General features: G+C 70.1%; 24 protein-coding genes and 1 tRNA gene. 9 read left to right on the top strand and 16 right to left on the bottom strand.

Going from position 1 to position 22,224, the window contains the following annotated elements; all coding sequences use genetic code 11:
• Positions 1-15: 15 nt before the first annotated feature.
• Complete coding sequence (locus PKE84_RS00690; protein ID WP_271175274.1) at positions 16-720, bottom strand: alpha/beta fold hydrolase; 705 nt, start codon at positions 718-720, stop codon at positions 16-18.
• A gap of 142 nt (positions 721-862) precedes the next feature.
• On the opposite strand from PKE84_RS00690, the gene PKE84_RS00695 reads away from it, so the two are divergent.
• Positions 863-1,333, top strand: coding sequence for a hypothetical protein (locus tag PKE84_RS00695; protein WP_271175275.1), 471 nt, complete (start codon positions 863-865; stop codon positions 1,331-1,333).
• A gap of 39 nt (positions 1,334-1,372) precedes the next feature.
• Complete coding sequence (locus PKE84_RS00700) at positions 1,373-1,915, top strand: VOC family protein (protein ID WP_271175276.1); 543 nt, start codon at positions 1,373-1,375, stop codon at positions 1,913-1,915.
• Between the two features lie 27 nt (positions 1,916-1,942).
• Here PKE84_RS00700 and pth read toward each other — a convergent pair whose 3' ends face one another.
• The 11 genes from pth to PKE84_RS00755 all read right to left on the bottom strand — a co-directional run bounded on the left by pth (position 1,943) and on the right by PKE84_RS00755 (position 12,717).
• The gene (gene pth, locus PKE84_RS00705) at positions 1,943-2,524 is read right to left on the bottom strand and encodes an aminoacyl-tRNA hydrolase (RefSeq protein ID WP_271175277.1); all 582 of its coding nucleotides are present in this window, start codon (positions 2,522-2,524) and stop codon (positions 1,943-1,945) included.
• A 20-nt stretch (positions 2,525-2,544) separates the two neighbouring features.
• Positions 2,545-3,168: a 50S ribosomal protein L25/general stress protein Ctc gene (locus PKE84_RS00710; RefSeq protein WP_271175278.1), complete on the bottom strand. Its 624-nt coding sequence runs from the start codon at positions 3,166-3,168 to the stop codon at positions 2,545-2,547.
• Between the two features lie 191 nt (positions 3,169-3,359).
• Complete coding sequence (locus PKE84_RS00715) at positions 3,360-3,899, bottom strand: gluconokinase (RefSeq protein ID WP_309297477.1); 540 nt, start codon at positions 3,897-3,899, stop codon at positions 3,360-3,362.
• Complete coding sequence (gene manD, locus PKE84_RS00720; protein WP_271175279.1) at positions 3,896-5,143, bottom strand: D-mannonate dehydratase ManD; 1,248 nt, start codon at positions 5,141-5,143, stop codon at positions 3,896-3,898. The genes PKE84_RS00715 and manD overlap by 4 nt, the downstream gene beginning before the upstream one ends.
• 1 nt (position 5,144) lies before the next feature.
• Positions 5,145-6,524, bottom strand: coding sequence for a mannitol dehydrogenase family protein (locus tag PKE84_RS00725; protein ID WP_271175280.1), 1,380 nt, complete (start codon positions 6,522-6,524; stop codon positions 5,145-5,147).
• Entirely contained in the window at positions 6,521-7,393 is an 873-nt protein-coding gene (locus PKE84_RS00730) for a sugar phosphate isomerase/epimerase family protein (protein WP_271175281.1), read from the bottom strand. Before PKE84_RS00730 ends, PKE84_RS00725 begins: the two co-directional genes overlap by 4 nt.
• A complete protein-coding gene (locus PKE84_RS00735) occupies positions 7,390-8,655 on the bottom strand; it encodes a Gfo/Idh/MocA family protein (protein ID WP_271175282.1) in 1,266 nt (421 codons plus the stop codon). The genes PKE84_RS00730 and PKE84_RS00735 overlap by 4 nt, the downstream gene beginning before the upstream one ends.
• The gene (locus tag PKE84_RS00740; protein WP_271175746.1) at positions 8,652-9,488 is read right to left on the bottom strand and encodes a sugar phosphate isomerase/epimerase family protein; all 837 of its coding nucleotides are present in this window, start codon (positions 9,486-9,488) and stop codon (positions 8,652-8,654) included. Before PKE84_RS00740 ends, PKE84_RS00735 begins: the two co-directional genes overlap by 4 nt.
• Positions 9,489-9,493: 5 nt before the next feature.
• A complete protein-coding gene (locus PKE84_RS00745; protein ID WP_271175283.1) occupies positions 9,494-10,369 on the bottom strand; it encodes a carbohydrate ABC transporter permease in 876 nt (291 codons plus the stop codon).
• A complete protein-coding gene (locus PKE84_RS00750) occupies positions 10,366-11,349 on the bottom strand; it encodes a carbohydrate ABC transporter permease (protein ID WP_271175284.1) in 984 nt (327 codons plus the stop codon). Before PKE84_RS00750 ends, PKE84_RS00745 begins: the two co-directional genes overlap by 4 nt.
• Before the next feature lie 12 nt (positions 11,350-11,361).
• Positions 11,362-12,717 (bottom strand): ABC transporter substrate-binding protein, encoded by a 1,356-nt coding sequence (locus PKE84_RS00755; RefSeq protein ID WP_271175285.1) that lies wholly within the window; start codon positions 12,715-12,717, stop codon positions 11,362-11,364.
• A 146-nt stretch (positions 12,718-12,863) separates the two neighbouring features.
• Between PKE84_RS00755 and PKE84_RS00760 the strand changes: the two genes are divergently transcribed.
• From PKE84_RS00760 to PKE84_RS00785, 6 genes are all read left to right on the top strand, one after another.
• Entirely contained in the window at positions 12,864-13,904 is a 1,041-nt protein-coding gene (locus PKE84_RS00760) for a LacI family DNA-binding transcriptional regulator (RefSeq protein ID WP_271175286.1), read from the top strand.
• Positions 13,901-15,316 (top strand): glucuronate isomerase, encoded by a 1,416-nt coding sequence (gene uxaC / locus PKE84_RS00765; RefSeq protein ID WP_271175287.1) that lies wholly within the window; start codon positions 13,901-13,903, stop codon positions 15,314-15,316. The genes PKE84_RS00760 and uxaC overlap by 4 nt, the downstream gene beginning before the upstream one ends.
• Positions 15,317-15,423: 107 nt before the next feature.
• Positions 15,424-16,881, top strand: coding sequence for an NADP-dependent phosphogluconate dehydrogenase (gene gnd, locus PKE84_RS00770; protein WP_271175288.1), 1,458 nt, complete (start codon positions 15,424-15,426; stop codon positions 16,879-16,881).
• 1 nt (position 16,882) lies between these two features.
• A complete protein-coding gene (locus PKE84_RS00775; RefSeq protein WP_271175289.1) occupies positions 16,883-17,236 on the top strand; it encodes a YidH family protein in 354 nt (117 codons plus the stop codon).
• Entirely contained in the window at positions 17,233-17,586 is a 354-nt protein-coding gene (locus PKE84_RS00780; protein ID WP_271175290.1) for a DUF202 domain-containing protein, read from the top strand. The genes PKE84_RS00775 and PKE84_RS00780 overlap by 4 nt, the downstream gene beginning before the upstream one ends.
• Before the next feature lie 92 nt (positions 17,587-17,678).
• Complete coding sequence (locus tag PKE84_RS00785; protein ID WP_271175291.1) at positions 17,679-18,047, top strand: hypothetical protein; 369 nt, start codon at positions 17,679-17,681, stop codon at positions 18,045-18,047.
• A gap of 13 nt (positions 18,048-18,060) precedes the next feature.
• Here the strand turns inward: PKE84_RS00785 and PKE84_RS00790 are convergent, their stop codons facing one another.
• The 4 genes from PKE84_RS00790 to PKE84_RS00805 form a co-directional block, all read right to left on the bottom strand.
• Positions 18,061-19,080 carry a DUF2891 family protein gene (locus tag PKE84_RS00790; protein WP_271175292.1) on the bottom strand — a complete coding sequence of 340 codons (1,020 nt, stop codon included), beginning with the start codon at positions 19,078-19,080 and terminating at the stop codon, positions 18,061-18,063.
• Between the two features lie 25 nt (positions 19,081-19,105).
• On the bottom strand, positions 19,106-20,083 hold the full coding sequence (locus PKE84_RS00795; protein WP_271175293.1) for a ribose-phosphate diphosphokinase: 978 nt from the start codon (positions 20,081-20,083) through the stop codon (positions 19,106-19,108).
• Positions 20,084-21,508, bottom strand: a complete 1,425-nt coding sequence (glmU, locus tag PKE84_RS00800) for a bifunctional UDP-N-acetylglucosamine diphosphorylase/glucosamine-1-phosphate N-acetyltransferase GlmU (RefSeq protein WP_271175294.1) — start codon at positions 21,506-21,508, stop codon at positions 20,084-20,086. It lies immediately after the preceding gene.
• A gap of 29 nt (positions 21,509-21,537) precedes the next feature.
• Positions 21,538-21,609 (bottom strand) — tRNA-Gln (locus tag PKE84_RS00805).
• A gap of 96 nt (positions 21,610-21,705) precedes the next feature.
• Here PKE84_RS00805 and PKE84_RS00810 point away from each other — a divergent pair.
• The gene (locus PKE84_RS00810) at positions 21,706-22,209 is read left to right on the top strand and encodes a MarR family winged helix-turn-helix transcriptional regulator (protein WP_271175295.1); all 504 of its coding nucleotides are present in this window, start codon (positions 21,706-21,708) and stop codon (positions 22,207-22,209) included.
• The last annotated feature ends 15 nt before the right edge of the window (positions 22,210-22,224 follow it).

Below are 22,224 nucleotides of genomic sequence, written 5' to 3' on the forward strand. Positions count from 1 at the left end.
CGCGAGGGCTGGCGGTCAGATCCAACCGTCGAGTGCGCGCATGAACCCGTCGAAGTCGTCGCGGGCGATCGTGTGACCGCTCCCGGCGACGACCCGCACCTCGAACCCGGCGGCGCGGAGGCGCTCGGCGAGCTCCGGCTTCACGAGCTGCGAGTTGTCGGCGAGCACCACGAGGGACGGCACGTGCATCGCCTCCGGCGCGCGCAGCGAGCCCGGCGTGATCAGCACCGGGATGACCGCGGGATCGAACGCCTTGAACGTCTCGACCTCGATCGCGACGTCCGCCGGGTCCCAGCGCGGGTTCTTCTTCGCGATCCGCACGGCCGACGCCCGGGTGAGGCTGCGCAGGAACGCCGGCGCGAGCATCCGCTGCCACCAGGTCAGCGCGGGGCCGGAGAAGGCGGGGTCCACGTAGATCGCACGCTCCGGCTGGAGGCGCTCGATCGCGAGACTCACGGTCAGACCGCCGAGCGAGTGGCCCATCACCAGCTCGGGACGCACCTGCACGGTATCCACCACATCCTGAGCGAAGAGCTCCGCGGTGTACTCCGCCGCGCGCGGGCTGTGACCGTGGCCGCGCAGGTCGACGGCGATCACGTGGTAGCCGCGCTCGGCCAGGGCCGGCCCGACCGTGCGCCAGTTGCGGGAATCCGACATCACCCCGTGCACGAGCACTGCGTAGCGGGCGCCGCTGCCCCACTCGCGCGTGTACAACTTCATGATCGGAACTGTACCGCCGCGCACCTGTGCGCCGGCCGCGCAAACCCGGACAGGGGGCTGGGCAGCCGGGATGAGCATCCGGTACGCTCGCGCTCGGCCCCGACCGGTGCCCGCAGCAGCGCCCGTCCACTGAGAGCAGATGATGCCGACTCCTCCACCGCACGGCGACGGACCGCAGTCGGTCGTCGCGTCGACGTCGACGCGCTCGCGCCGGCTGGGCCGGGTCGCCCTGATCGTCGCCCTCGTCGTACTGGTCGGCGCGACCGTCGCCGTCATCGTCGCACGGGTGAGCGGCAACCCGTTCGGCGCGTCGGTGTACACCTTCGGGGAGATCAGCGGAGTCGGGCATCCGGATGTCGCAGGCCTGTACAGCGCGATCGTCCTGCCATGGACGGTGTCGACCGTGATGGGATTCCTGCTCGCGATCTGGGCTCTGGTCCAGGGGATCGTCGCTGTCGCGAGCAGGCGCGGCCGTATGTACGGTGCCCTGGCGATCGCGGTCATCGTGATCGCTGTGATCGTCTTCATCACGGGGCTCGAAGCGGCGCGCGGCATGGAGATCCACCTCAAGGAACCGGCAACACGAGGTGCTCAGCCAACCCAAGCGATATAGCGGCCAAAACTTGACCGCTATCGGTCATACGGTGAAGCCATGGAAGCAAACTCTCTGCCTGGCAGCAACCGCTCAGCGCAAACCTGGGTCGTCACGCGCGACACCTCTGCGCTGCTCGACTTCGTGACCGAGACCTTCGGCGCCACGGAGATCGCGCGCGTTCCGACCGAGGACGGCGGCATCGGTCATGCCGAGTTCGTGATCGGCGACACCTGGCTGCTGGCCTTCGACGCGCAGCCCGACTGGCCGGCCACCCCCGCGATGCTGCGCGTCTTCGTCGACGACGCCACGGCGACGTTCGCGCGCGGCGTCGCGGCGGGCGCCGAGGTCATCACCGAGCTCGACGACGCCGCCTGGGGCGACCGGGGAGGCCGCCTCCGCGACCCGCTCGGCAACATCTGGTGGGTGATCCAGCACGTCGAAGACGTCTCACCCGAGGAGATGAACCGCCGGTTCTCCGAGCCCCGCTACGCGCGCTCCATGGAGCGAGCACAGCAGACCCTCGACACGGCGATGACCGGCAAGCGCACCGGCTGGTCCAGCGCCCCCGTCGTCGAGCGCGCCCCCGGCGGCGGGAGTTGAGGGGTGGCGAGCGGGGCGACGCGCGCGTCAGCGCGCCGTGTGGAAGCGCAGCTGCGCGGCGGTGAGCCCGTCCGAGGCGATCTGCTCGACCGCGTCGGCGGCATCCGCGAGCAGATTGGGCAGCGTCTTGCGCTCGTCGGTGCTGAAGCCCTTGAGCACGTGGTCGGCCGCGCCCTGCGATCCGGGCGGGCGCCCGACGCCGACCCGCACGCGGGTGAAGTCGCCTGTGCCGATGGCGGCGATCACGTCGCGCACACCGTTGTGGCCGCCGTGCCCACCGCCCGACTTGAGCTTGATGGTGTCGTACGGGATGTCGAGCTCATCGTGCACCACGATCAGGTGCGACGGCTCAAGAGAATAGAAGCGCAGCAGCTGCGCGACCGGGCCCCCGGACACGTTCATGAACGTGTTGGGCTTGGCCAGGATGAAACGCGGTCCGCCGGGGGTCAGGCGACCCTCCGCGACGGTCGCGTTGGTCTTGTGGGTCTTGAAGGTGAGACGGCCGCGCTCGGCGAGCTCGTCGAGCACCATCTGGCCCACGTTGTGACGCGTGGCGGCGTAGCCGGGCCCGGGGTTGCCGAGCCCGACTACGAGCCAGGGTGAATCCATCGAGGTGAAGCTCGGGGAGCCTACTCGGCGGCCGCTGCTTCGCCCTCGGCTGCCTCAGCCTCGGCGGCCTCGGTCGCAGCCTCTTCCTCGTCGCCACGCGCGGCGGCGGGAACGAGGACGTTGAGGATGAGCAGGTCGGGGTCTTCTGCCAGGGTGGCGCCCTTCGGAAGGGTGAAGTCCTTGGCGTGGAACTGCGTGCCCTCGGCGGCGTCGGTCACGTCGAGAACGATGTTCTCGGGGATGTGGGTCGCCTCGACCTCGAGACGGAGGGTCGGGACATCCAGAACCGCGATGGTGCCGGGGAAGGGCTCGCCCTGCACGTGCACGGGGACCTCGACGGCGACCTTCTCGCCGCTCTTGATGACGATGAGGTCGAGGTGCTCGATGATCTGGAGCACGGGGTCCTTCTGCACGTCCTTGACCAGGGTCAGCTGGCCCTTGCCCGCGATGTCGATGTTGAGCACGGCGTTCGCCTTGCGCAGCAGCAGGCCGACCTGGTGGGCGGGGACGGTGATGTGCACGGGCTCGGTGCCGTGGCCGTAGATGACGGCGGGGATCTTGCCGGCAGCGCGGATCTTGCGCGCCGCACCCTTGCCGAAGCTGTCGCGGACCTCCGCGACGACCTTGTTGGACTCGTCAGCCATGAGTAACTCCTTGCCGGCGGGGCCGGCTGTCGGGCGAGCAGTGCTCGCAGTGTCTGGTTGTGTGTCGACTCGAACGCATCGTTCAGATGAAAGACGTGTGAGGAAAGACTGCGTAGCCTGCTCCACCGCGTCGATAACGGATGTCGCCCGGAGTCCCGCGCGCATCCCTCGCCGAAGTTCAGTGTGCAAGTCTACCGGATGCGCAGGGCGCTCGCCGCCGCGGCCGTGATCTCCTCTTCCGAGCGGTCGATGCCGACCCGGATGCCGGGCTCATCCGGCGCGAGCGGCTCCAGCGTCGCGAGCTGCGAGTCCAGCAGGCTCGGCGGCATGAAGTGGCCCTCGCGCGCACCCATCCTGCCGCGCAGCAGCTCGGGCGAACCGTCGAGTTCGACGAACCGCGCCGTCGGCGCCTGGTCCAGGATGGCCGCCCGGTACACCCGGCGCAGCGCCGAGCAGGCGATGACCATTCCCGCGGGCCCGGAATCGGCGAGTGTGCGTCCGACGGCGGCCAGCCAGGGCCAGCGGTCCTCGTCGGTGAGCGGGATGCCCGCCGCCATCTTCGCGACGTTGGCCGGCGGATGCAGGGCGTCGCCGTCGATGAACTCGGCCCCGAGGGACTCCGCCAGCCGGTGTCCGATCGTGCTCTTCCCCGAGCCGGACACCCCCATCACCACCACGAGCGGACGCTCCACCGATCGCCCTCCGTCCGTCATCCGTGGTGCATTCGTCACCAGTCGTGCATGGAGCCGTCGAGAAGACGGTTCACCGGCAAGTATGCCGCCTGATACGGGAACGAGTTCGCCACGACCTCGTCGTAGTCGACGCCCAGCCCCGGCTCGTCGCCCGGGATGAGCATCCCGTCTTCGAAGCTGTAGGTGGTGCGGAAGACCTCGTGCGTGTCGGCCGAGTGCTTCATGTACTCCTGGATCCCGAAGTTCGGGATGGCGATGCCGAGGTGGATCGCGGCGGCGAGCCCGACCGGCGACACATCCGTCGGCCCGTGCACCCCCGACTTGATCTGGTAGACGGCCGCGTAGTCGAAGATGCGCCGGAGTCCGGTGATGCCACCGGCGTGCGTGACTGGGCTGCGAACGTAGTCGATCAGCTGCTCCTCGAACAGCTCGCGGTAGTCCCAGATCGTGTTGAACACCTCGCCGATCGCCAGCGGTGTGGTGGTGTGCTCGCGCACCCGGCGCAGCACGGCCTGGTTCTCGGCCGGCGTGACGTCTTCGAGCCAGAACAGGTCGTACGGTTCCAGCGACTTGCCGAGCTTGGCGGCCTGGATGGGCGTGAGCCGGTGGTGCGCGTCGTGCAGCAGCGGCAGCTCGGGGCCGAACTCGTTGCGCACCGCCTCGAACACGCGCGGCGCGTGCCGCAGGTAGGCGCGGGTGTCCCACTCCTCCTCGACGGGCACGGCGCTGCGCCGGGCCGGCTCGTGGTCGTACCGCGAGGTGGTGCCCCCAGCGCCGGCAGCGGCGTTGGCCGACGAGGCGACGCCGTAGACCGAGCCGAGCCCCGGGATGCCCGTCTGCACGCGGATGGCACGGTAGCCCTGCTCCTGGTGGTCGCGGATCGAGTCGAACAGCTCGGGGAGCTCTGCGCCGCTCGCGTGGCCGTACACCAGGCAGCCGCGCCGGCTCTTGCCGCCGAGCAGCTGGTACAGGGGCAGCCCGGCCGACTTGGCCTTGATGTCCCACAGCGCCGTGTCGACGGCCGCGATCGAGGCCATCGTCACGGGACCGCGCCGCCAGTACGCACCGCGGTACAGGTACTGCCAGGTGTCCTCGATCCGGTGGGCGTCCCGGCCGATCAGGAGCGGGACGACGTGCTCGCTCAGGTAGGCGGCCACCGCCAGCTCGCGGCCGTTCAGCGTCGCGTCCCCCAGTCCGACGTAGCCGTCGTCGGTGGTGATGCGCAGCGTCACGAAGTTGCGGCCGGGGCTCGAGACCAGGACGTCGGCGGATGTGATTCGCATGTCAGTGTGCTCCTCGTAGTGATTCGGTCGTCAGAAAGGTCGTGGTGGCGCGGAGGGCGCCGAGTTGCTCGCGCACGAGATCGGGCAGGCTGCCGAGGTCGCCGCTCGGAGCGAGCTCGGCAACGGTCTCCGCCGCCAGCGCGGCGTCGTCGTCCGGATGCTGCCGGAGCCGCGCCGTCAGCGCCTCGGCCCCGGGATCGGCGGACCGGTCGCCGAGCAGGTGCAGGATCCACGCGGCGATCACGCCGGCCTGGGCGGCTCCCGGCTCCCGCCCGGCGTGCAGCCGGGAACGGGCAGGGTCGAGGATGCGCGGCCCGAGCTTCTGCGAACCGTCCGTGGCGATCTGCGCCAGCCGGTGTTCGATGCGCGCGTTCGTGAAGCGGTCACGCAGGGCGGCGAGCGCGGCATCGACCGCCGCGTCGTCGAACGGCAGCTCCGTCCGAGCCTCCTGCCACAGGGCTTCGAGCGCGGTCGAGCACTGCTCGTCGGCCATCGCCTCGGCGACCGTCGCGTGGCCGCGCAGCAGCCCGAGGTAGGCCAAGAGCGAGTGCCCGGCGTTGAGCAGCCACAGCTTGCGGCGCTCGAACGGCTCGACGTCGTCGACGAACTGCGCCCCGCCCGCCTCCCAGCCGGGTCGGCCGGCGGGGAACGCGCCGCTCAGCACCCACTCGCTGAACGGCTCGGTCACCACCGGCGCCGCGTCGTCGACGCCGGTGAGGCGGAGCACCGTCTCGCGGTCGGCGTCCGTGGTCGCCGGGGTGATGCGGTCGACCATGGTGGAGACGAACGAGATCTCGGCGTCGATCCAGGCGGCGAGCGCGGGGTCGAGCCGGCGGGCGAGCCCGCTCACGGCGTCGGAGGTCACGGCGCCGTTGTGGGGCAGGTTGTCGCAGCTGACGACCGCGAGCGGGCCGGCCCCGGCATTGCGCCGGGCGCGCAGCCCGTCGACGATCCTCCCGGGTGCGGTGAACGCGCCGGCGCCGGAGCGAAGTCGTTCGAGATCGGCGTCGAGGTCGCCGGACGGCGGCCGGTAGCCGGCCTCCGTCACGGTCAGCGTGAGCACGGCGACCGCCGGATCGGCCATGGCGCCCCGCCAGCGGTCGACGTCGCCGCCATCTGCCACCGACGTCACAGTCTGGATCACGCCGGCCAGGTCGCCGCCCGGGCCGCGCTCGACCAGCGTGTACACCGCATCCTGCGCGGAGAGCACCTCGGCGGCGCGCGGACTGCGGCCGGTGAAGGCGGCGATCCCCCACCCCTCGCCATCGGACGCGTCGTTCGCGCGCTGGGTGTACCAGGCCTGGTGCGCCCGGTGGAACGCACCGAGGCCGAGGTGCACCACCCGCACCGGATGGCGTTCCGTGCGCTGTGGCGACGTCATGTCGCGGTCACGCCGGCGAGGCTGCGCGAGCGCGCCTCCGACTCCCGCAGGTACGCGAGGTTGTCGCGGGTGCGCTCCTCGAGCGGAAGCTCCGTCGAGAAGTCCTCCGAGGTGACCCAGCCGTCGTAGCCGAAGGCGTGCAGTGCCGCGAAGTACGTGTCGACGTCGGCCTGACCGGCCCGCATCGTCGCCCACTCGTGCGACCAGCGCACCGTGCCGTCGGCCTCCGTCTCACCCGCGACCCAGCGGACGTTCTTGACGTGCACGTGCGCCAGATAGGGGCCGAGCAGCTGGAAGGCGGCCAGCGGCGCCTCCTGCCCCTCGATCACCAGGTTGCCCAGGTCGTGGATCACGCCGACGTGCTCGGGGTCGAGACCGTCGACCAGCCGGTACGCCGCCGAGGCGGATGGCGTGATCGTCTCGTGGTGCAGCTCGATCAGCGCCTTCACGCCGAGCTCGGCCGCGCGGGCGGCCGCACGGGCGATGTCGCGGCGCGTGGCGTCGAACAGCTCGCGGTAGTCGCCGGAGTCGCTGCGCGGCATGGCGACCCGCACCTGACGGGCGCCGAGCTCGGCCGTGGCGGCGAGCATCCGGTCGACGTTCGCGTGGTCATCGGCGCGGGCGTAGCCGCCGATGCCGGAGAACTCCAGGCCCGATTCCCGAGTGATCCTTGCGATCTCGGGAACGTCGCCCTCGAGGCCGTCGAGAGGCCAGGTCGCGCGGTTCCCCGCCCAGAAGCCGGGTTCCGGCGCATCCGCCTGGTCGGTGACGCGCCACTCGATGCCCTCCCAGCCCTGGGACGCGAGGATGCGTGCCGCCTCCTCCGGCGTCCAATCGGGGGTCGACGCGGTGAAGACCGAGAACTTCATGATGCTGCTCCTCTCGCGATCGATGCATCCGGTTCGACTGCGTCCGTTCCGACGGCGTCCGGTGCGACCGCATCCGGCGCAGCGCCCGTCCTGACCTCGACATCGTCGAGCGCGCCCGAGAGCACGTCGTCGAAGGCGACCGGGCGGCCGAGTGTCGCCGACAGGTACACGGCGCGTACGACGGCCAGGGACACGAAGGCGTCTTCGACCCGCACGCCGGGCGCGCGGCCGTCGAGGATCGCGGACACGATGTCGTCGTACTGACGCAGATGGCCGACGATGAACTGGTCGGGCCCGCGGTCGCCGCCGCGCAGCTCACCGGCCGGCACCAGCTCGGCGGCGCGGTTCACGACGCTCGCACCGCTCGGATCGAACGCGGCGGGGTCGGCGGCGCCGAAGTACTCGAGCTGGTCGTCGTCGATGATCGCCGAGCCGCGGTCGCCGTGCACGTGCAATCGCACCGAGAGCCCCGGATACGCGGCCGTCGTGGCGTGGATCACGGCGAGCGCGCCGGATTCGAACCGCACGGTGGCCACGGCGATGTCCTCCACCTCGACGCGCCCATGGGCGAGCAGAGCCGTCTGCGCGGAGATCTCGACCGGGCGGCCGAGGAACCAGACCAGCAGGTCGACCGTGTGCACGCCCTGGTTCATCACCGCGCCGCCGCCGTCGAGCTCCCACGTCCCCCGCCACTGGCCGGAGTCGTAGTAGTCCTGGCTGCGCCACCAGGCCACCGACGCGATGCCGCTGGTGAGGCGCCCGAAGGTGCCGTCGTGAGCGGCCTGCGCGACGACGACCGACGACGGGTCGAAACGGTGCTGGCTGATCACGGAGACCACGAGCCCGTTCGCCTCCGCCTCACGGGAGAGCTCCAGGATGCGCCGGGCCCGCGCCATGCTGACGTCGAGCGGCTTCTCGATGACCACGTGCTTCCCCGCGGCCAGGGCCTCCTCGGCCAGCTGGACGTGGAGCCCGCTCGGCGTGCAGATGACGACGACGTCCACCGGGCTCGCGGCGATCGCGGCCGGCAGCGTCTGGTACTCCGCCGGGCACTCGATGCCGAGCTCCGAGACGACCTGGTCGGCGAGCGCGCTCGCGGCGGCGGGCACGGCGTCCACCAGTGCCGTGATGGTGAGCGACGGGTTCCTGGCGATCGCCCGCGCGTGGTTGAGGCCGATGATGCCGCAGCCGACGATGGCGACGGCGAGCGGTGCGGACGGATCCGGTGTTGCCGATGTTGCTGGTGTTGCGGTGTCGCTCATCCGAGCTTCACTCCAATCTGGTCGGTGAGACGGCGGAGCGCACGGCCCGCACGGCCGAACGCCTCCGGTCCCGAGAAGCCGCCGAGGGCGTTGACGTCGGTGAGGTGCGGCTCGAGCGAGGCGAAGCCGGTGTAGCCGTCGTCGCGCAAGGCGGTGAGGGTCTCGAGCAGCTGCCCGTCCCCCTCGCCGGCGGGCGTCACCTCGCCGGTCGCGCGCAGCGCGTCCTTCACCTGCAGGTACTCCAGGTGCGGTCGCAGCAGCCCGTAGCCGTCATCGAACGGGCGCTCGACCCCGACCTGCACGAAGTTCGCGCTGTCCCAGGCGAGCCGCAGGTGGTCCGAGCCGACCGTCTCGACGATGTCGAGGCAGCGCTCGGGGGTGTCGCCGTAGATGTCCTTCTCGTTCTCGTGCAGCAGCACGACGTCCGCCGCTTCTGCAGCGTCGGCGAGGGCGCGCATCCGCACCATCACGTCGTCGCGGATGCTCTCCACCGGCACGCTCTCGCCCCGGTAGAACGAGAAGAGCCGGATGTACCGCGAGCCGAGCGCGCGGGCAGCGGCGATCGCCCGTCCGAGCCGCTCGACCTCGTGCTCGACCGGCAGCGAGACATCGACCTTGCCGATCGGCGACGCGATCGCCGACACCCCCATCGAGCGCTCGGTGAGCACCTGCCGGAGCCGCTCGAGCTGCGCCTGGTCGAGGTCGACGACGTTGACCCCCCAGGCGCTGCGCACCTCGATGTGCCGGGCGCCGAGCGCCTGCAGCACCGCCGCCTGCACGATCGGGTCGGCGTCGATCTCGTCGCCGAATCCCGACAGGGTCCATGCGGTCATGTCACTCACTTCACTCCTCCAGAAGTCAGGCCACCGACGAGGTAGCGCTGGAATACGAGGTACAGCGCGACGACCGGTACGGCGCAGATGAGGGACGCAGCCATCATCTGCCCGTAGAGCGGGATCGCGCCACCCTCTTGGGTCGCCCCGAACACCTGCAGCGCCACGGCGGCGGTGCGGGTCTCCGGGTTGGTCAGGACGGAGGCGAACAGCACGTCGTTCCAGCCGAGCAGGAACGCGAAGATGCCGGACACCACGATGCCGGGCCAGCTCAGCGGCATCACGATCTGGGTCAGGATGCGCCAGGACGACGCGCCGTCGATGCGCGCGGCCTCCTCGAGGGCTTTCGGCAGCCCCCGGAGGTAGGTGACCATCACCCAGGTCGAGAACGGCAGGGCGAACGTCAGGTAGGTGATGAACACCGCCCAGCGCGTGCCGATGATCTGCACACCGAGCAGGCTGGCCGTCGACGAGAACAGCACGAAGACGGGCAGCAGCATGAGGGTGCCGGGGATGGACTGCAGACCGAGCAGCCCGCGGAGGAAGGTCAGCCTGCCGCGGAACTCGTAGCGCACCAGCACATAGGCGGTGGCGACCGCGAGGAACGCACAGACGATCGCGACGCCGCCGCAGACGATCACCGAGTTCATCAGCCCGGTGCCGAGGTCGACGGTCGTCCACACCTTCAGGTAGTTGTCGAGGTTCAGCTCCGTCGGGAAGAACGCGCCCGAGGCGACCGCGGCATCCGAGTTCACGGATGAGAACAGCATGTAGACGACCGGGCCGAGCACGATGACGAGCAGCACGACGATGATCGTGACCAGCAGCGGGCGCGGCAGCAGCCGGGTGATGTCGGAGGAGGACGGCTTGACGGTGGTCATCGCTTCTCCTCCTCTCCTGAGTCGAGTTTCACGGCCCGCAGGTAGACGAACAGCGGGATCGCGATGAGGATCAGCGAGCAGATCGCCATCGCGGCGCTGAGGCCGAAGCGGAAGCTCTGGAAGCTGGTGACGTAGGTGAGCACCGGCAGCACGTCCACATCAGCGGGAGCCGGCACGCCGAACAGCACGAACGGCAGCGTGAAGGCGTTGATGTTGTGCAGGAACGCGATGATCAGCGCCAGCAGGATGGGTCCGCGCAGGTAGGGCAGGATCACGTAGCGCAGCTTGATCCACCACGTAGCGCCGTCGATCGCCGCCGCTTCGTGCACCTCGTGGTCGACGCCCTGGAGGCCGGCGAGCACCAGCAGGTAGAAGAACGGCCACGACGTCCAGATCTGCACGATGATCAGCGACCAGTAGCTGAGCGGGCCGTTGAGCCACAGACCGGGATGCGCGCCCAGCGCACCGAGTGTCGAGTCGACGACGCCGCCCGGCTGCAGCATGGTGCGCCAGAGTGTGCCGACCACGAAGGCCGGGAGCACGTACGGGATCAGGAAGAGCGACCGCACCAGTGCGCGTCCACGGAACCGGTTCTGGGTGGCGAGGGCGGCGGCCAGGCCGATCGGCATCGTGACGACGGCGGCGATGAGGGCGAAGGAGACGCTGATGCCGACGGAGCGCAGCAGCGACGACGACGTGACCGCCTCGACGTAGTTCTGAAGCCCGATGAACGGTGCCTGGAGCCAGCTCTGCAGGGTGTACTGGTCGAGGTCGAGCGTCGACATGAGCACCGCCACGAGCAGCGGCACCACGATGATCAGGAGCATCAGGATGCCGCCGGGCAGCAGCATCCAGAGCGGACGGCCCCTCTCGTGACCGCGTCTGCGGGCCCGGCGGCCGCCCGCGGGGGTGTTCCCCGCGGGCGAACCGCTCTGGTCGCCGGCCTCGCCCGTGAGCGCGGCCACTGTTGTCTGCGACATGGGTGCGACCGGCTACTTCGCCTTGTCCAGCGAGCCTTGGGCCGTGGCCTGCGCCGCCTTCAGCTTCGCGTCCAGGTCGGACGACGAGACCGAGCCGCCGGAGAGCGACGGGATGGACTGCACCACCACGTTCACGAGCGCCAGCTGCGTGTCGCCCCAGGCTCCCGAGAACGGGGTCCCGAACGCCTTGGTGCCGGCATCGACGATCGGGCCGAGCAGTTCGTTGCCCTGCTCGATCTGCTTCGCCGCGTCGGCGTTGGTCGGCAGGTCGCCGAACGTCTTGGTGTACTTCACCTGGTTCTCGGTGCTCGTGAGCATCTTCACCAGCGCGAACGCGAGGTCCTGGTTCTTGGAGTACTTGGCCACGACCATGTTGTCGCCCGAGATGATCGTCGCGGCGGCCTTGCCGTCGCTCGGCAGCGAGGTCTCCCCCGGCGGGATGGTCGGCATCACGGCGTAGGCGTACTTGCCCGCGACGCTGGACTTGTCGAGCGTGACCTGCGACGACGACGAGACCATCGGCAGGTAGGCGGCCTTGCCCGCGGCGAAGGCTGCGACGGCCTGCGCGTTCTTCCAGCCGATGGCGGCCGGGTCGACGACCTTGTCGTCGCTCATCCAGCCGAAGTACGTCTCGTAGGCCTTCTTGACGGCGTCGTCGTCGATCGTGGCCTTCTTGTCCTTCAGGTCGAGGATCGTGTTGCCCTGCTGCATCGCCATGGCCCAGATGAACTTCCACGGGTCGAAGCTGTCGGCGTAGGCGATGGCCATGCCGTGCACGCCGCCGCTGGTGAGCTTCTTCGCCTGCTCGGCGAGGCCGTCCCAGGTGTCGGCCGGCTTGTCGATGCCGGCGGCCTTGAGCAGGTCCTTGTTGTACGCCATGACGAACGGACGGCTGAGGAACGGGATGCCCACCTCGTTCTTCTCGTCGGGCCCGGAGATGCCGAGCGTCGCCGGGACGAACCGGTCGCGGCCGCCGATCTTCTTCCAGTCGTCGTCCGTGAGCTTCACGAACGCGCCGGTGGAGTACGCGGTGGGGGTGAACGTGGTGCCGAGGTCGTAGATGTCCGGGCCCTGGCCGCTGAGCACCGAGGTCTGGATCTTGGTGAGCTCGTCGTTGGCCGAGGCGAACGTCTCGAACTTCACCGTGGCGCCGGTCTCCTTCTGGAACTGAGCGGAGACATCCTTGAACCACTGCTGCTGTTCGGTGGGGTAGAGCGTGTTGGCGGCGATCATGACGTCGAGCGTCTTGCCTTTGCCGTCGAGACCTCCGGAACCGGAGTCGGAGTTGTTGCTGGAGGAGCAGCCGCTCAGGGCCAGGCCGATGACGGCGAGGCCGGCGACCGCGCCGAGCGCGATACGTGATCTCATTCGTGACTCTCCTTTGAGACAGGGACGTGAGTGTCCGTCACCCCCGTTGTGGTGCGACCGGAGACGACAGTGCAGGACTCTATGCAGAGTGGCAAGGTCAAGGCAACCGATTGCCAAAAATTGCCAACGTGTGCTGTGATGACTTCATGCAACCTCTCGCCGGAGCGGGGTCCGAGCGCCCCGCGACCCTCGCGGACGTCGCCGCCGCGACCGGTCTCGCCACCTCGACGGTGTCGCGCGCCCTCTCGAACCCCGGCCGGGTCAACGCCCTGACGCGCGAACGGATCGAGCTCGCCGCGCGCGAGCTGAACTACATCCCGAACGCGCAGGCACGCGCCCTCACCAGTGGCAGGACCCGGGCGATCGCCGTACTCGTCAGCGACGTGACGAACCCCTTCTACTTCGGCATCATCCGGGGCACCCAGCAGCAGCTCAAGGCCGCCGGCTACACGCAGATCCTGGTCGACACCGAGGAGTCGGACGAACTCGAAGACGGGATGCTGCACAAGCTGCGGCGTTCGTTCGACGGCGCGATCCTGGCCGCCTCCCGTCTCACCGACCGGCGGCTCACCGCCCTCGCGGCCGAGGTGCCGCTCGTCGCGATCAACCGCCAGACCCGCGGCGTGCCGAGCGTCTTCATCGACACCCCCAACGGGATCGAGCAGGCGATGGGCCACCTCGTCTCCCTCGGGCACACCGACATCGCCTACGTCAGCGGACCCGAGACGTCGTGGCCGAACGAGGGCCGCTGGCGCGCGATGGTCAAGGCCGCCCAACGCTACGACATCGAGGTGCGGCGACTCGGTCCGTTCGCTCCGCGCCAGTACGCGGGGGCGGCCGCCGCCGACGCGATCCTGCACGCCGGCGTCACCGCGTGCGTCGCGTTCAACGACCTCCTGGCCATCGGGATGCTCGCCCGGTTCCGCGAGCGGGGCGTCGATGTGCCGGGCGACGTGAGCATCGTCGGCTGCGACGACATCTTCGGCGCCGACTTCTGCAACCCGCCGCTCACCACCCTGACCGCCCCCATCGAGCAGGCGGGCCGCACCGCGGTCTCGATGCTCCTCACGCACCTCGACGGTGCACGGGTCGGCGTCCGCCAGACGGCGACCCTGCCGACGCATCTGACGGTGCGCGACTCCACCGGCCCCGCCCCGTCGTCCCCTCCCCAGAAAGGACGCGCATGACCGCGCTCGCACCGCATCCCGACCGCCTGTTCCCGGCCGATCCGGGGGAACGCGCCCTCGCCAGGCGGCTGCACTCCTCTGTCGCCGACGCCCCGATCTACTCCCCGCACGGACATGTGGACGCCCGGATGCTGCTCGACGACGAGCCGTTCCCCGACCCGGCCGCCCTGCTGATCACCCCCGACCACTATGTGACCAGGATGCTGCACGCGGTCGGCGTCCCCCTGGACGAACTCGGGCTCTCCCGGCCGGGAGCGGCCCCCACGGCATCCGGTCGCTCGATCTGGCGCCGGCTCTGCGAGAACTGGGACGCATTCCTCGGCACACCCGTGCGGTTCTGGTTCGAGTCCGAGTTCAGCGAGGTGTTCGGGCTGACCGAGCAGCCGTCTGCGGCGAACGCCGACGCCCTCTACGACCAGTTGGCGGAGACCCTGGCGCGGCCGGAGTTCCGCCCGAGGGCCCTGTTCGATCGCTTCCGCATCGCCGTGCTCGCGACCACCGACGATCCGGCCGACGACCTCGCGGCCCACCTGGCGCTCCGCGACGACCCCACGTTCACCGGACGTGTACTGCCGACCTTCCGCGCCGACCGGTACATGCACCCGGATGAGCCGACCTGGCGCGGCAGACTCTCCGCACTCGGCGAGAGCGCCGGGGTCGACACGTCGTCGTACGAGGGGCTGCTCGCCGCCCTGCGCGCCCGGCGGCAGGCCTTCATCGCCGCGGGCGGCACGGCGACCGACACGGGCGTCATCGACGCCGGCAGCGAACCGCTCACGACCGCCGAGGCCTCGCGTATCCACCGGGCGGCCCTCGACGGCTCCCTCACCGCCGCCGAAGCGGTCGCCTACCGACGGAACATGCTCTACCGGCTGGCCGAGATGGCGAGCGAAGACGGCCTCGTCATGCAGCTGCACCCCGGCGTCATCCGCAATCACCACCGGCCCACCTTCGACGCCTTCGGGCCGGACACCGGGCACGATCTGCCCGCGGTCGGCGCGTTCACCGCACCCCTGACTCCGATCCTCCGGGACTTCGGCACCGACCCGACGTTCCGGCTGGTGCTGTTCACGGTCGACGAGACGACCTTCTCACGCGAGATCGCACCGCTCGCCGGCTTCTATCCGTCGGTCTACGCCGGCGCTCCGTGGTGGTTCCTCGACACCCCCGCCGCGATCCTGCGCTACCGGCAGGCGATCACCGACAGCGCCGGCTTCACCAAGACCAGCGGGTTCATCGACGACACCCGGGCGTTCTGCTCGATCCCGGCCAGGCACGACATGTCCCGCCGGGTCGATGCCTCGTACCTGTCGTCGCTCGTCGTCTCCCACCAGCTCACCGAAGAGGATGCCTTCACGATCGCCGGGCGCCTGGTGTCCGACATCCCGCGCTCGACGTTCCGGCTGGGCTGACCGCGACCGGTGCGGATGGCCGTCCGCCCCGTAGCCTGCGCAACATTCGGGCGGCCGGTTCCGCCGCCGCACTACGCTGGAACAAAGCTCGTCGTTAAGGAGAGAACGTGCCTGAGAACGCCAGTGCAACAGCCAATATCGGTGTCGTGGGTCTGGCGGTGATGGGGTCGAACCTGGCCCGCAACCTCGCGTCACGCGAGGGCAACACCGTCGCCGTCTACAACCGCACCTACGCGCGCACCGAGGAGCTCATCACCGAGCATCCCGAGGCCGGGTTCGTCGCCTCCGAATCGATCGACGACTTCGTCGCCTCGCTGACGAAGCCCCGCACGGCGATCATCATGGTGCAGGCCGGCAAGGGCACGGATGCCGTCATCGAGCAGCTCGTCGAGCGGTTCGAGCCGGGCGACATCATCGTCGACGGCGGCAACGCGAACTTCCACGACACCATCGAACGCGAGAAGCGCATCGCGCCGACCGGCATCCACTTCGTCGGCACCGGCATCTCCGGCGGCGAGGAGGGCGCGCTGAAGGGCCCCTCGATCATGCCGGGCGGCTCGGAGGAGTCGTACGAGACCCTCGGCCCCATCCTCGAGTCGATCGCCGCCGTCGCGGAGGGCGAGCCGTGCGTCACGCACGTCGGCACCGACGGCGCAGGCCACTTCGTGAAGATGATCCACAACGGCATCGAATACGCCGACATGCAGCTCATCGCCGAGGCGTACGACCTGCTGCGCACCGTCGGCGGGCTCGAGCCGGCCGCGATCGCCGACGTCTTCACCGAATGGAACAAGGGCTACCTCGAGTCGTACCTGATCGAGATCACCGCCGAGGTGCTGCGTCAGGTCGACGCCGAGACGGGCAAGCCGTTCGTCGACATCGTGCTCGACCAGGCCGGGTCCAAGGGCACCGGCGTCTGGACCGTGCAGAACGCGCTCGACCTGGGCGTTCCCGTCGGCGGCATCGCCGAGGCCGTGTTCGCCCGAGCCGTCTCGTCCAAGCCCGCGCAGCGCGAGGCCGTGCAGAAGGTCGTCACGTCCCGTCCCGACGTGCAGAAGGTCGACTCGTCGTTCGCAGACGACGTCTCCAAGGCTCTCTATGCGTCCAAGGTCGTCGCGTACGCCCAGGGCTTCGACGCGATCATCGCCGGCGCCGAGAAGTACGGCTGGAACATCAACAAAGACAAGATCGCCAAGATCTGGCGCGGCGGCTGCATCATCCGCGCCCAGTTCCTCAACCGGATCGCCGACGCGTACGACGAGAACCCCGACATCGCCACGCTGCTCGAGGCCCCGTACTTCGCCGACGCGGTCGCAGAGGGAGAGGCGGCCTGGCGGCGTGTCGTCTCCACGGCTGCGCTCTCCGGCGTTCCGATCCCCGGCTTCGGTGCCGCCCTGTCGTACTACGACTCGCTCGCCGTCCCCCGCCTGCCTGCCGCCCTCGTGCAGGGACAGCGCGACTTCTTCGGCGCCCACACCTACAAGCGCGTGGACAAGGAAGGCACCTTCCACACCCTGTGGTCCGGCGACCGCACCGAGATCGAGACCGAAGGCTCGAGCCACTAGCGTGCGCGAGCCCGCCTGGCGCCAGGAAGGTGACGAGCCGGACTACCGGTTCTCGCTCGCGAACGAGCGCACCTTCCTGGCCTGGGTGCGCACCGCCCTCGCGCTGCTCGCCGGCGGCGTGGTGCTCGAGCAGTTCTCGGCGCACATCGGGCCGCACGTCGTCGTGGTGATCCTCGCCGTCGCGCTCGGCGTGCTCTCGGCCGTGCTCAGCGTGATCGCGTACGTGCGCTGGCGGGCCAACGAGATCGCCATGCGGCACGGGCGGCGTCTGCCGTCGACGGTCGCCATCCCGTTGCTGTCGGCGATCGTGCTGGCCGTCGCGGCCGTGATCGCGGTGCTGCTGGCGCTGCCATGACGACTCCGCCGGCCGACGCGGCGGACGCGTTCCCCGCTCGCGACCCCGGCCTGCAGGGCGAGCGCACGGCGCTGTCGTGGAGCAGGACGGCGCTGGTGATCGTGGTGAACGCGCTCCTGTCGCTGCGCAGCGGATTCGTCTCCGACCAGCCGGCGCTCATCGTCGTCGGCGTCATCCTGATCGGCGCCGCCATCGCGGCGGTGATCTACGGCAACCATCGTGGCCGTGCGCTCTCCGGCCACACGCGGCACCTGCCGACCGCCGCGCCTGCGCTCGCACTCGCGCTGGCCGCCGCGACCACGCTCCTGGCCTGCGCCGCCGGCATCGCCTCCGTGCTCGTTGCCCACTGAGCTCGTCGCCCACTGAGCTCGTCGCGCACTGAGCTCGCGGTTCTCGTGCGCGGGAACTTGCGCCCACGGCGGAACGCGCTGAGACTCGGAGCATGACCTTCGACGATCACCCGGAGCTCGCCGGCTACGAGCCGGTCGAGCGGCCCCTCCGCGGCCGCCGGATGATCATCGCCACGCGCGTCGTCGTGGTGCTCGGCCTCATCGCGCTCGTGGCGCCCGGGGTGCTGATCACGATCAGCTTCGCGAGCGCCACCGCCTCCAACACCTGCGCCGTGTACGTGCACCACTACGCACCGGATGCGCTGGACTCGTCGGCGCGCTTCGAACTGTTCGCGCCCGCCGGTCCCGGCTGGCAGTGCTACGCACTCAACACCGAGGGTGACGCCACCTTCGTGGCCCCGCTCGGCCTCATCCCGTCCACCCCGCGGCCGTTCCCCGCCGAGAACAGCGCCACATCCTGACGCGCGGGCAGGGTCAGGCGGACAGCGCGTCCCACGCGAACGACGCGAGCCAGTGCGACGACATGAACTCGGTCGTCACCACGGCGCCGAGACCGGCGTCGAGAAGCCGCGCGCTCGCTTCGCGCAGCATCGGCACGAGGTCGGCCGAGCCGGCGCCGCCGCTCTCCGCCAGCGCGTCCGCGATCCGCGCGAGTTGAGCCGCACGCGAGAGGTTCAGGCCGTGCAGGTGCACCTGGTACCCGTCGGTCTCGTCCACGACCCGCGCCGGCTGCAGTACGGTCGACTCCGGCGTGAGCCCCGGCAGGAACGCCGCGAACCAGCGGGCGAACGCGTCCGGCGCCAGCATCCGGCGCATCAGGTCGGCCTCGCTCAGGCCGGCCGAGAGGAAGTCCTGCCCGCTGCGCTCCCACTCGTGCGGCCATGCCGCATCGGCGGCGAACCAGCGTCGCGCCGCCTCCTCGCAGACGGCGGCCGCGCGTTGGCGGCCGGTCGCGCGGAACGCGTCCCGCAGCATCCCGAGCCCGAACGCGGTGTTCGTGTGCACCCCGTGGCGCACCGGCCAGTCCGTCACCGCCACCCACCGCGACACGAGGTCGCCCAGCGCGTCCAGCGCCGGGTCGAGCGCGGAGGCCCAGCGCCGCGCATCGGGATCGTCCGAGGTCGCGCAGGTGGCCGCGAGCCGGGCGAGCCACGCCCAGCCGTACGGCCGCTCCCAGCCCGGGTTCGCCCGCAGATAGGCGATCTCGACCGACAGGTTCTCCGGCGTCAGCGAGCGGTCGAGCGCGCTCCGCAGAGCGGCGTCGCGCTCATCGTCCAGCCCGGACCCGAGCAGCGAGACGCCCAGCCAGTGCATATGGACGCAGGAGTGCCAGTCGAACGACGTGGAGAAGGACGGATGCAGCTCACGCGGGGTCGTGCGAGCGTCCGCGTCGTCGAGGGCAGCGTGATGCGCAGCGTACGGGTACGGCCTCGAGAGGTTGTCGAGAACGATGTCGGCGTAGCCGGGGGCACGCGGAGCACGTCGGTCCTGCACGGTCTGACGGCCCTGGTCGGCGGGGCTAGGCCGCCCCGTCGAACATCGAGGTGACGGAGCCGTCGGTGAAGACCTGCTGGATGGCGTTGGCGAGCAGCGGAGCGATCGGGAGGATCGTCAGCTTCTCGAAGCGCTTGTGCTCCGGCAGCGGCAACGTGTCCGTCACGACGACGGAGTCGATGACGTCGCTCTGCAGCAACTCGACGGCCGGGTCGCTGAACACGGCGTGGGTGGCGGCGACGACGACGCCGATCGCCCCGTTGGCCTTGAGCGCCTCGGCGGCCTTCACAATGGTGCGGCCGGTGTCGATGAGGTCGTCGACCAGCAGGCAGACGCGTCCGCTCACGTCGCCGACGATCTCGTGCACCGAGACCTGGTTCGGGACCAGCGGGTCGCGGCGCTTGTGGATGATCGCGAGCGGCACACCGAGCTTGTCGCTCCAGTTGTCGGCGACGCGGACCCGGCCCATGTCGGGCGAGACCACCGTGAGGGTGCTCGCGTCGAGCTCCTTGCGCATGTGCTCGAGCAGCACCGGCATGGCGAACAGGTGGTCGACGGGACCGTCGAAGAAGCCCTGGATCTGCGCGGCGTGCAGGTCGACCGACATGATGCGGTCGGCTCCGGCCGCCTTGAAGAGGTCGGCGACGAGCCGGGCGGAGATCGGCTCGCGACCGCGGCCCTTCTTGTCCTGCCTGGCGTACGGATAGAACGGGGCCACCACCGTGATGCGCTTGGCGGACGCGCGCTTGAGGGCGTCGACCATGATCAGCTGCTCCATGAGCCACTCGTTGATCGGCGACGTGTGCGACTGGATGACGAAGGCATCCGAGCCGCGCACGCTCTCGTCGAAGCGGGCGTAGATCTCCCCGTTCGCGAAGGTGCGGGAATCGGTGGGGACGAGCTCGCTGCCCAGTTCGGAGGCGATGTGCTCGGCGAGTTCGGGATGCGCACGCCCCGAAATCAGAACTAGACGCTTCTGCCCGGTGGTGGTGATCCCTGACACTTACTCTCCGCTCTCTTCCGCAGCTTTGGCGGCGTCGGTGCCCGGACGCTTCTCGGCGACCCAACCTTCGATGTTGCGTTGCGGAGCCACCGTGAGCGCGAGCGCTCCCGCCGGGACGTCCTTGCGGACGATGGTTCCGGCGCCGGTGTACGCTCCGTCACCCATCCTAACCGGCGCGACGAACACGGTGTTCGTGCTCGCACGCACGTGCGAGCCGATCTGGGTGCGGTGCTTGTTCACGCCGTCGTAATTGGCGGTGATCACGCCCGCGCCGAGGTTCGACTTCTCGCCGACCTCGGCATCGCCGACGTAGTTGAAGTGCGCGAGCTTGGTACCGGATCCGATGGTGGCGTTCTTGGTCTCGACGAACGTGCCGATCTTGCCGTCGGAGCCGAGAACCGTTCCCGGCCGCAGGTAGGCGAACGGCCCGACGGTGGCACCGGCGCCGATGACGGACAGCGTCGCATCCGTTCGCTTCACCGTGGCGTTCGCGCCGACCTCGCAGTCGAGCAGCGTGGTGTCCGGGCCGACGACGGCGCCGGACTCGATCGCGGTCGCGCCGCGGATCTGCGTGCCGGGGAGGATGGTCACGTCGGGGGCGAGCTTCGCTTTGACGTCGATCCAGGTGGTCGCCGGGTCCTGGATGGTGACCCCGGCGAGCTGCCAGGTGCGCACCAGGAGGGCGTTGAGCTTGGCCGCCGCGTCGCTCAGCTGCGCGCGGTCGTTGATGCCCTCGACGAGCCAGGACTCCCCCACCGGGAGCGCGTCCACGTCGAAGCCCGCCTGCCGCAGCAGGCCGATCACGTCGGTGAGGTACTTCTCGCCCTGGGCGTTGTCCGTGGTCAGCGCGGCGAGCTGGTCGCGCAGCTGTGCGAGCCCGAAGAGGTAGATGCCGGCGTTGATCTCGCCGATCGCGCGCTCGTCCTCCGTCGCGTCCTTGTGCTCGACGATCCGGTCGAGATGCCCGTCTGCGGTGCGCACGATGCGCCCGTAGCCGGTCGCGTCGGCCGGGAACGACGACAGGATGGTCGCGGCCGCATCGCCGGCGCGGTGCCGCTCGATCAGCTCGCGGAGCGTGCCGGCGTCGAGGAGGGGCACGTCGCCGTTGACCACCAGCACGTCGCCGGAGAAGTCGGCCGGCAGCGCGGCGACGGCCAGTTCGACGGCGCGGCCGGTGCCGGGCACCTCGTCCTGGTCGACGATGACGCTCTCCGGCAGGTCGGCCGTGATGACCTCCGCCAGGCGCTCGCGCTCGTGACGCACCACCGAGACCACGTGAGCGGCGCCGAGCGACTTCGCCGTCGCCAGCACGTGGCCGACGATCGGCATCCCGCCCAGGGGGTGCAGCAGCTTGGGGGTGGTGGACTTCATCCGGGTGCCCTGTCCGGCGGCGAGCACGATGATGGCGAGGTTCTGGTCGGTCATGGTTCTCCCGGGATCGAAACAATGGTCCGCTCCGCCTCCAGGACTCGAACCTGGACCTAACAGCTCCAAAGGCTGTCGTGCTGCCATTACACCAAGGCGGACCGCGCACAGACGTGCATCCGGCGCACATGACAGTTTGCCAGACCGCGCTCCGAGGTCCCGACGATTCGGCGCCCGCGACGAAATAGCATGGGGGGATGCCTGACGCACGCGACGAGGTCGACCGCATCGTGGATTCGTGGTTGCGCGAGCGCCCCGACCTCGACTTCTCGCCGTTGCAGGTGCTCTCGCGCGTCGCGCGGCTCGCCCGCCACCTCGACCGCGCCCGCCGCACCGCCTTCGACCGCTCCGACCTGGAGTCGTGGGAGTTCGACGTGCTCGCGGCGCTGCGGCGTGCGGGCGCGCCCTATCAGCTGAGCCCGAAGGCGCTGCTGCAGCAGACGCTGGTCTCCAGCGGCACCATGACCAACCGCATCGACCGTCTCGTCTCGCGCGAGCTGGTCGAGCGGCGCACCGACCCGAACGACGGGCGGGGCATCCTGGTGCAGATGACGCCGCAGGGGCTCACGCGCGTCGACGCCGCCATCACCCGACTGGTCGACGCGGAGGACGAGCTGCTCGCCTCCCTCTCCCCCACCGACCAGGAGCGTCTCGCCGCGCTGCTGCGCAAGCTCTCGCTCGGCTTCGACGAGGAGTCGTAGCCGCGAACGCGAACG

This window comes from Leifsonia poae (genome assembly GCF_027921845.1).
GTDB classification, from domain to species: Bacteria; Actinomycetota; Actinomycetes; order Actinomycetales; family Microbacteriaceae; genus Leifsonia; species Leifsonia poae.

Bases quoted from the DNA above. Each gene is read 5' to 3' on its own strand.
- PKE84_RS00700 (WP_271175276.1), top strand. From the start codon at position 1,373: ATGGAAGCAAACTCTCTGCCTGGCAGCAACCGCTCAGCGCAAACCTGG.
- PKE84_RS00760 (WP_271175286.1), top strand. From the start codon at position 12,864: ATGCAACCTCTCGCCGGAGCGGGGTCCGAGCGCCCCGCGACCCTCGCG.
- PKE84_RS00810 (WP_271175295.1), top strand. From the start codon at position 21,706: ATGCCTGACGCACGCGACGAGGTCGACCGCATCGTGGATTCGTGGTTG.
- manD (WP_271175279.1), bottom strand. From the start codon at position 5,143: ATGCGAATCACATCCGCCGACGTCCTGGTCTCGAGCCCCGGCCGCAAC.
- PKE84_RS00695 (WP_271175275.1), top strand. From the start codon at position 863: ATGCCGACTCCTCCACCGCACGGCGACGGACCGCAGTCGGTCGTCGCG.
- pth (WP_271175277.1), bottom strand. From the start codon at position 2,524: ATGGATTCACCCTGGCTCGTAGTCGGGCTCGGCAACCCCGGGCCCGGC.
- uxaC (WP_271175287.1), top strand. From the start codon at position 13,901: ATGACCGCGCTCGCACCGCATCCCGACCGCCTGTTCCCGGCCGATCCG.
- PKE84_RS00735 (WP_271175282.1), bottom strand. From the start codon at position 8,655: ATGAGCGACACCGCAACACCAGCAACATCGGCAACACCGGATCCGTCC.
- PKE84_RS00785 (WP_271175291.1), top strand. From the start codon at position 17,679: ATGACCTTCGACGATCACCCGGAGCTCGCCGGCTACGAGCCGGTCGAG.
- PKE84_RS00725 (WP_271175280.1), bottom strand. From the start codon at position 6,524: ATGACGTCGCCACAGCGCACGGAACGCCATCCGGTGCGGGTGGTGCAC.
- PKE84_RS00755 (WP_271175285.1), bottom strand. From the start codon at position 12,717: ATGAGATCACGTATCGCGCTCGGCGCGGTCGCCGGCCTCGCCGTCATC.
- glmU (WP_271175294.1), bottom strand. From the start codon at position 21,508: ATGACCGACCAGAACCTCGCCATCATCGTGCTCGCCGCCGGACAGGGC.
- PKE84_RS00710 (WP_271175278.1), bottom strand. From the start codon at position 3,168: ATGGCTGACGAGTCCAACAAGGTCGTCGCGGAGGTCCGCGACAGCTTC.
- PKE84_RS00730 (WP_271175281.1), bottom strand. From the start codon at position 7,393: ATGAAGTTCTCGGTCTTCACCGCGTCGACCCCCGATTGGACGCCGGAG.
- PKE84_RS00690 (WP_271175274.1), bottom strand. From the start codon at position 720: ATGAAGTTGTACACGCGCGAGTGGGGCAGCGGCGCCCGCTACGCAGTG.
- PKE84_RS00740 (WP_271175746.1), bottom strand. From the start codon at position 9,488: ATGACCGCATGGACCCTGTCGGGATTCGGCGACGAGATCGACGCCGAC.
- PKE84_RS00780 (WP_271175290.1), top strand. From the start codon at position 17,233: ATGACGACTCCGCCGGCCGACGCGGCGGACGCGTTCCCCGCTCGCGAC.
- PKE84_RS00745 (WP_271175283.1), bottom strand. From the start codon at position 10,369: ATGACCACCGTCAAGCCGTCCTCCTCCGACATCACCCGGCTGCTGCCG.
- PKE84_RS00750 (WP_271175284.1), bottom strand. From the start codon at position 11,349: ATGTCGCAGACAACAGTGGCCGCGCTCACGGGCGAGGCCGGCGACCAG.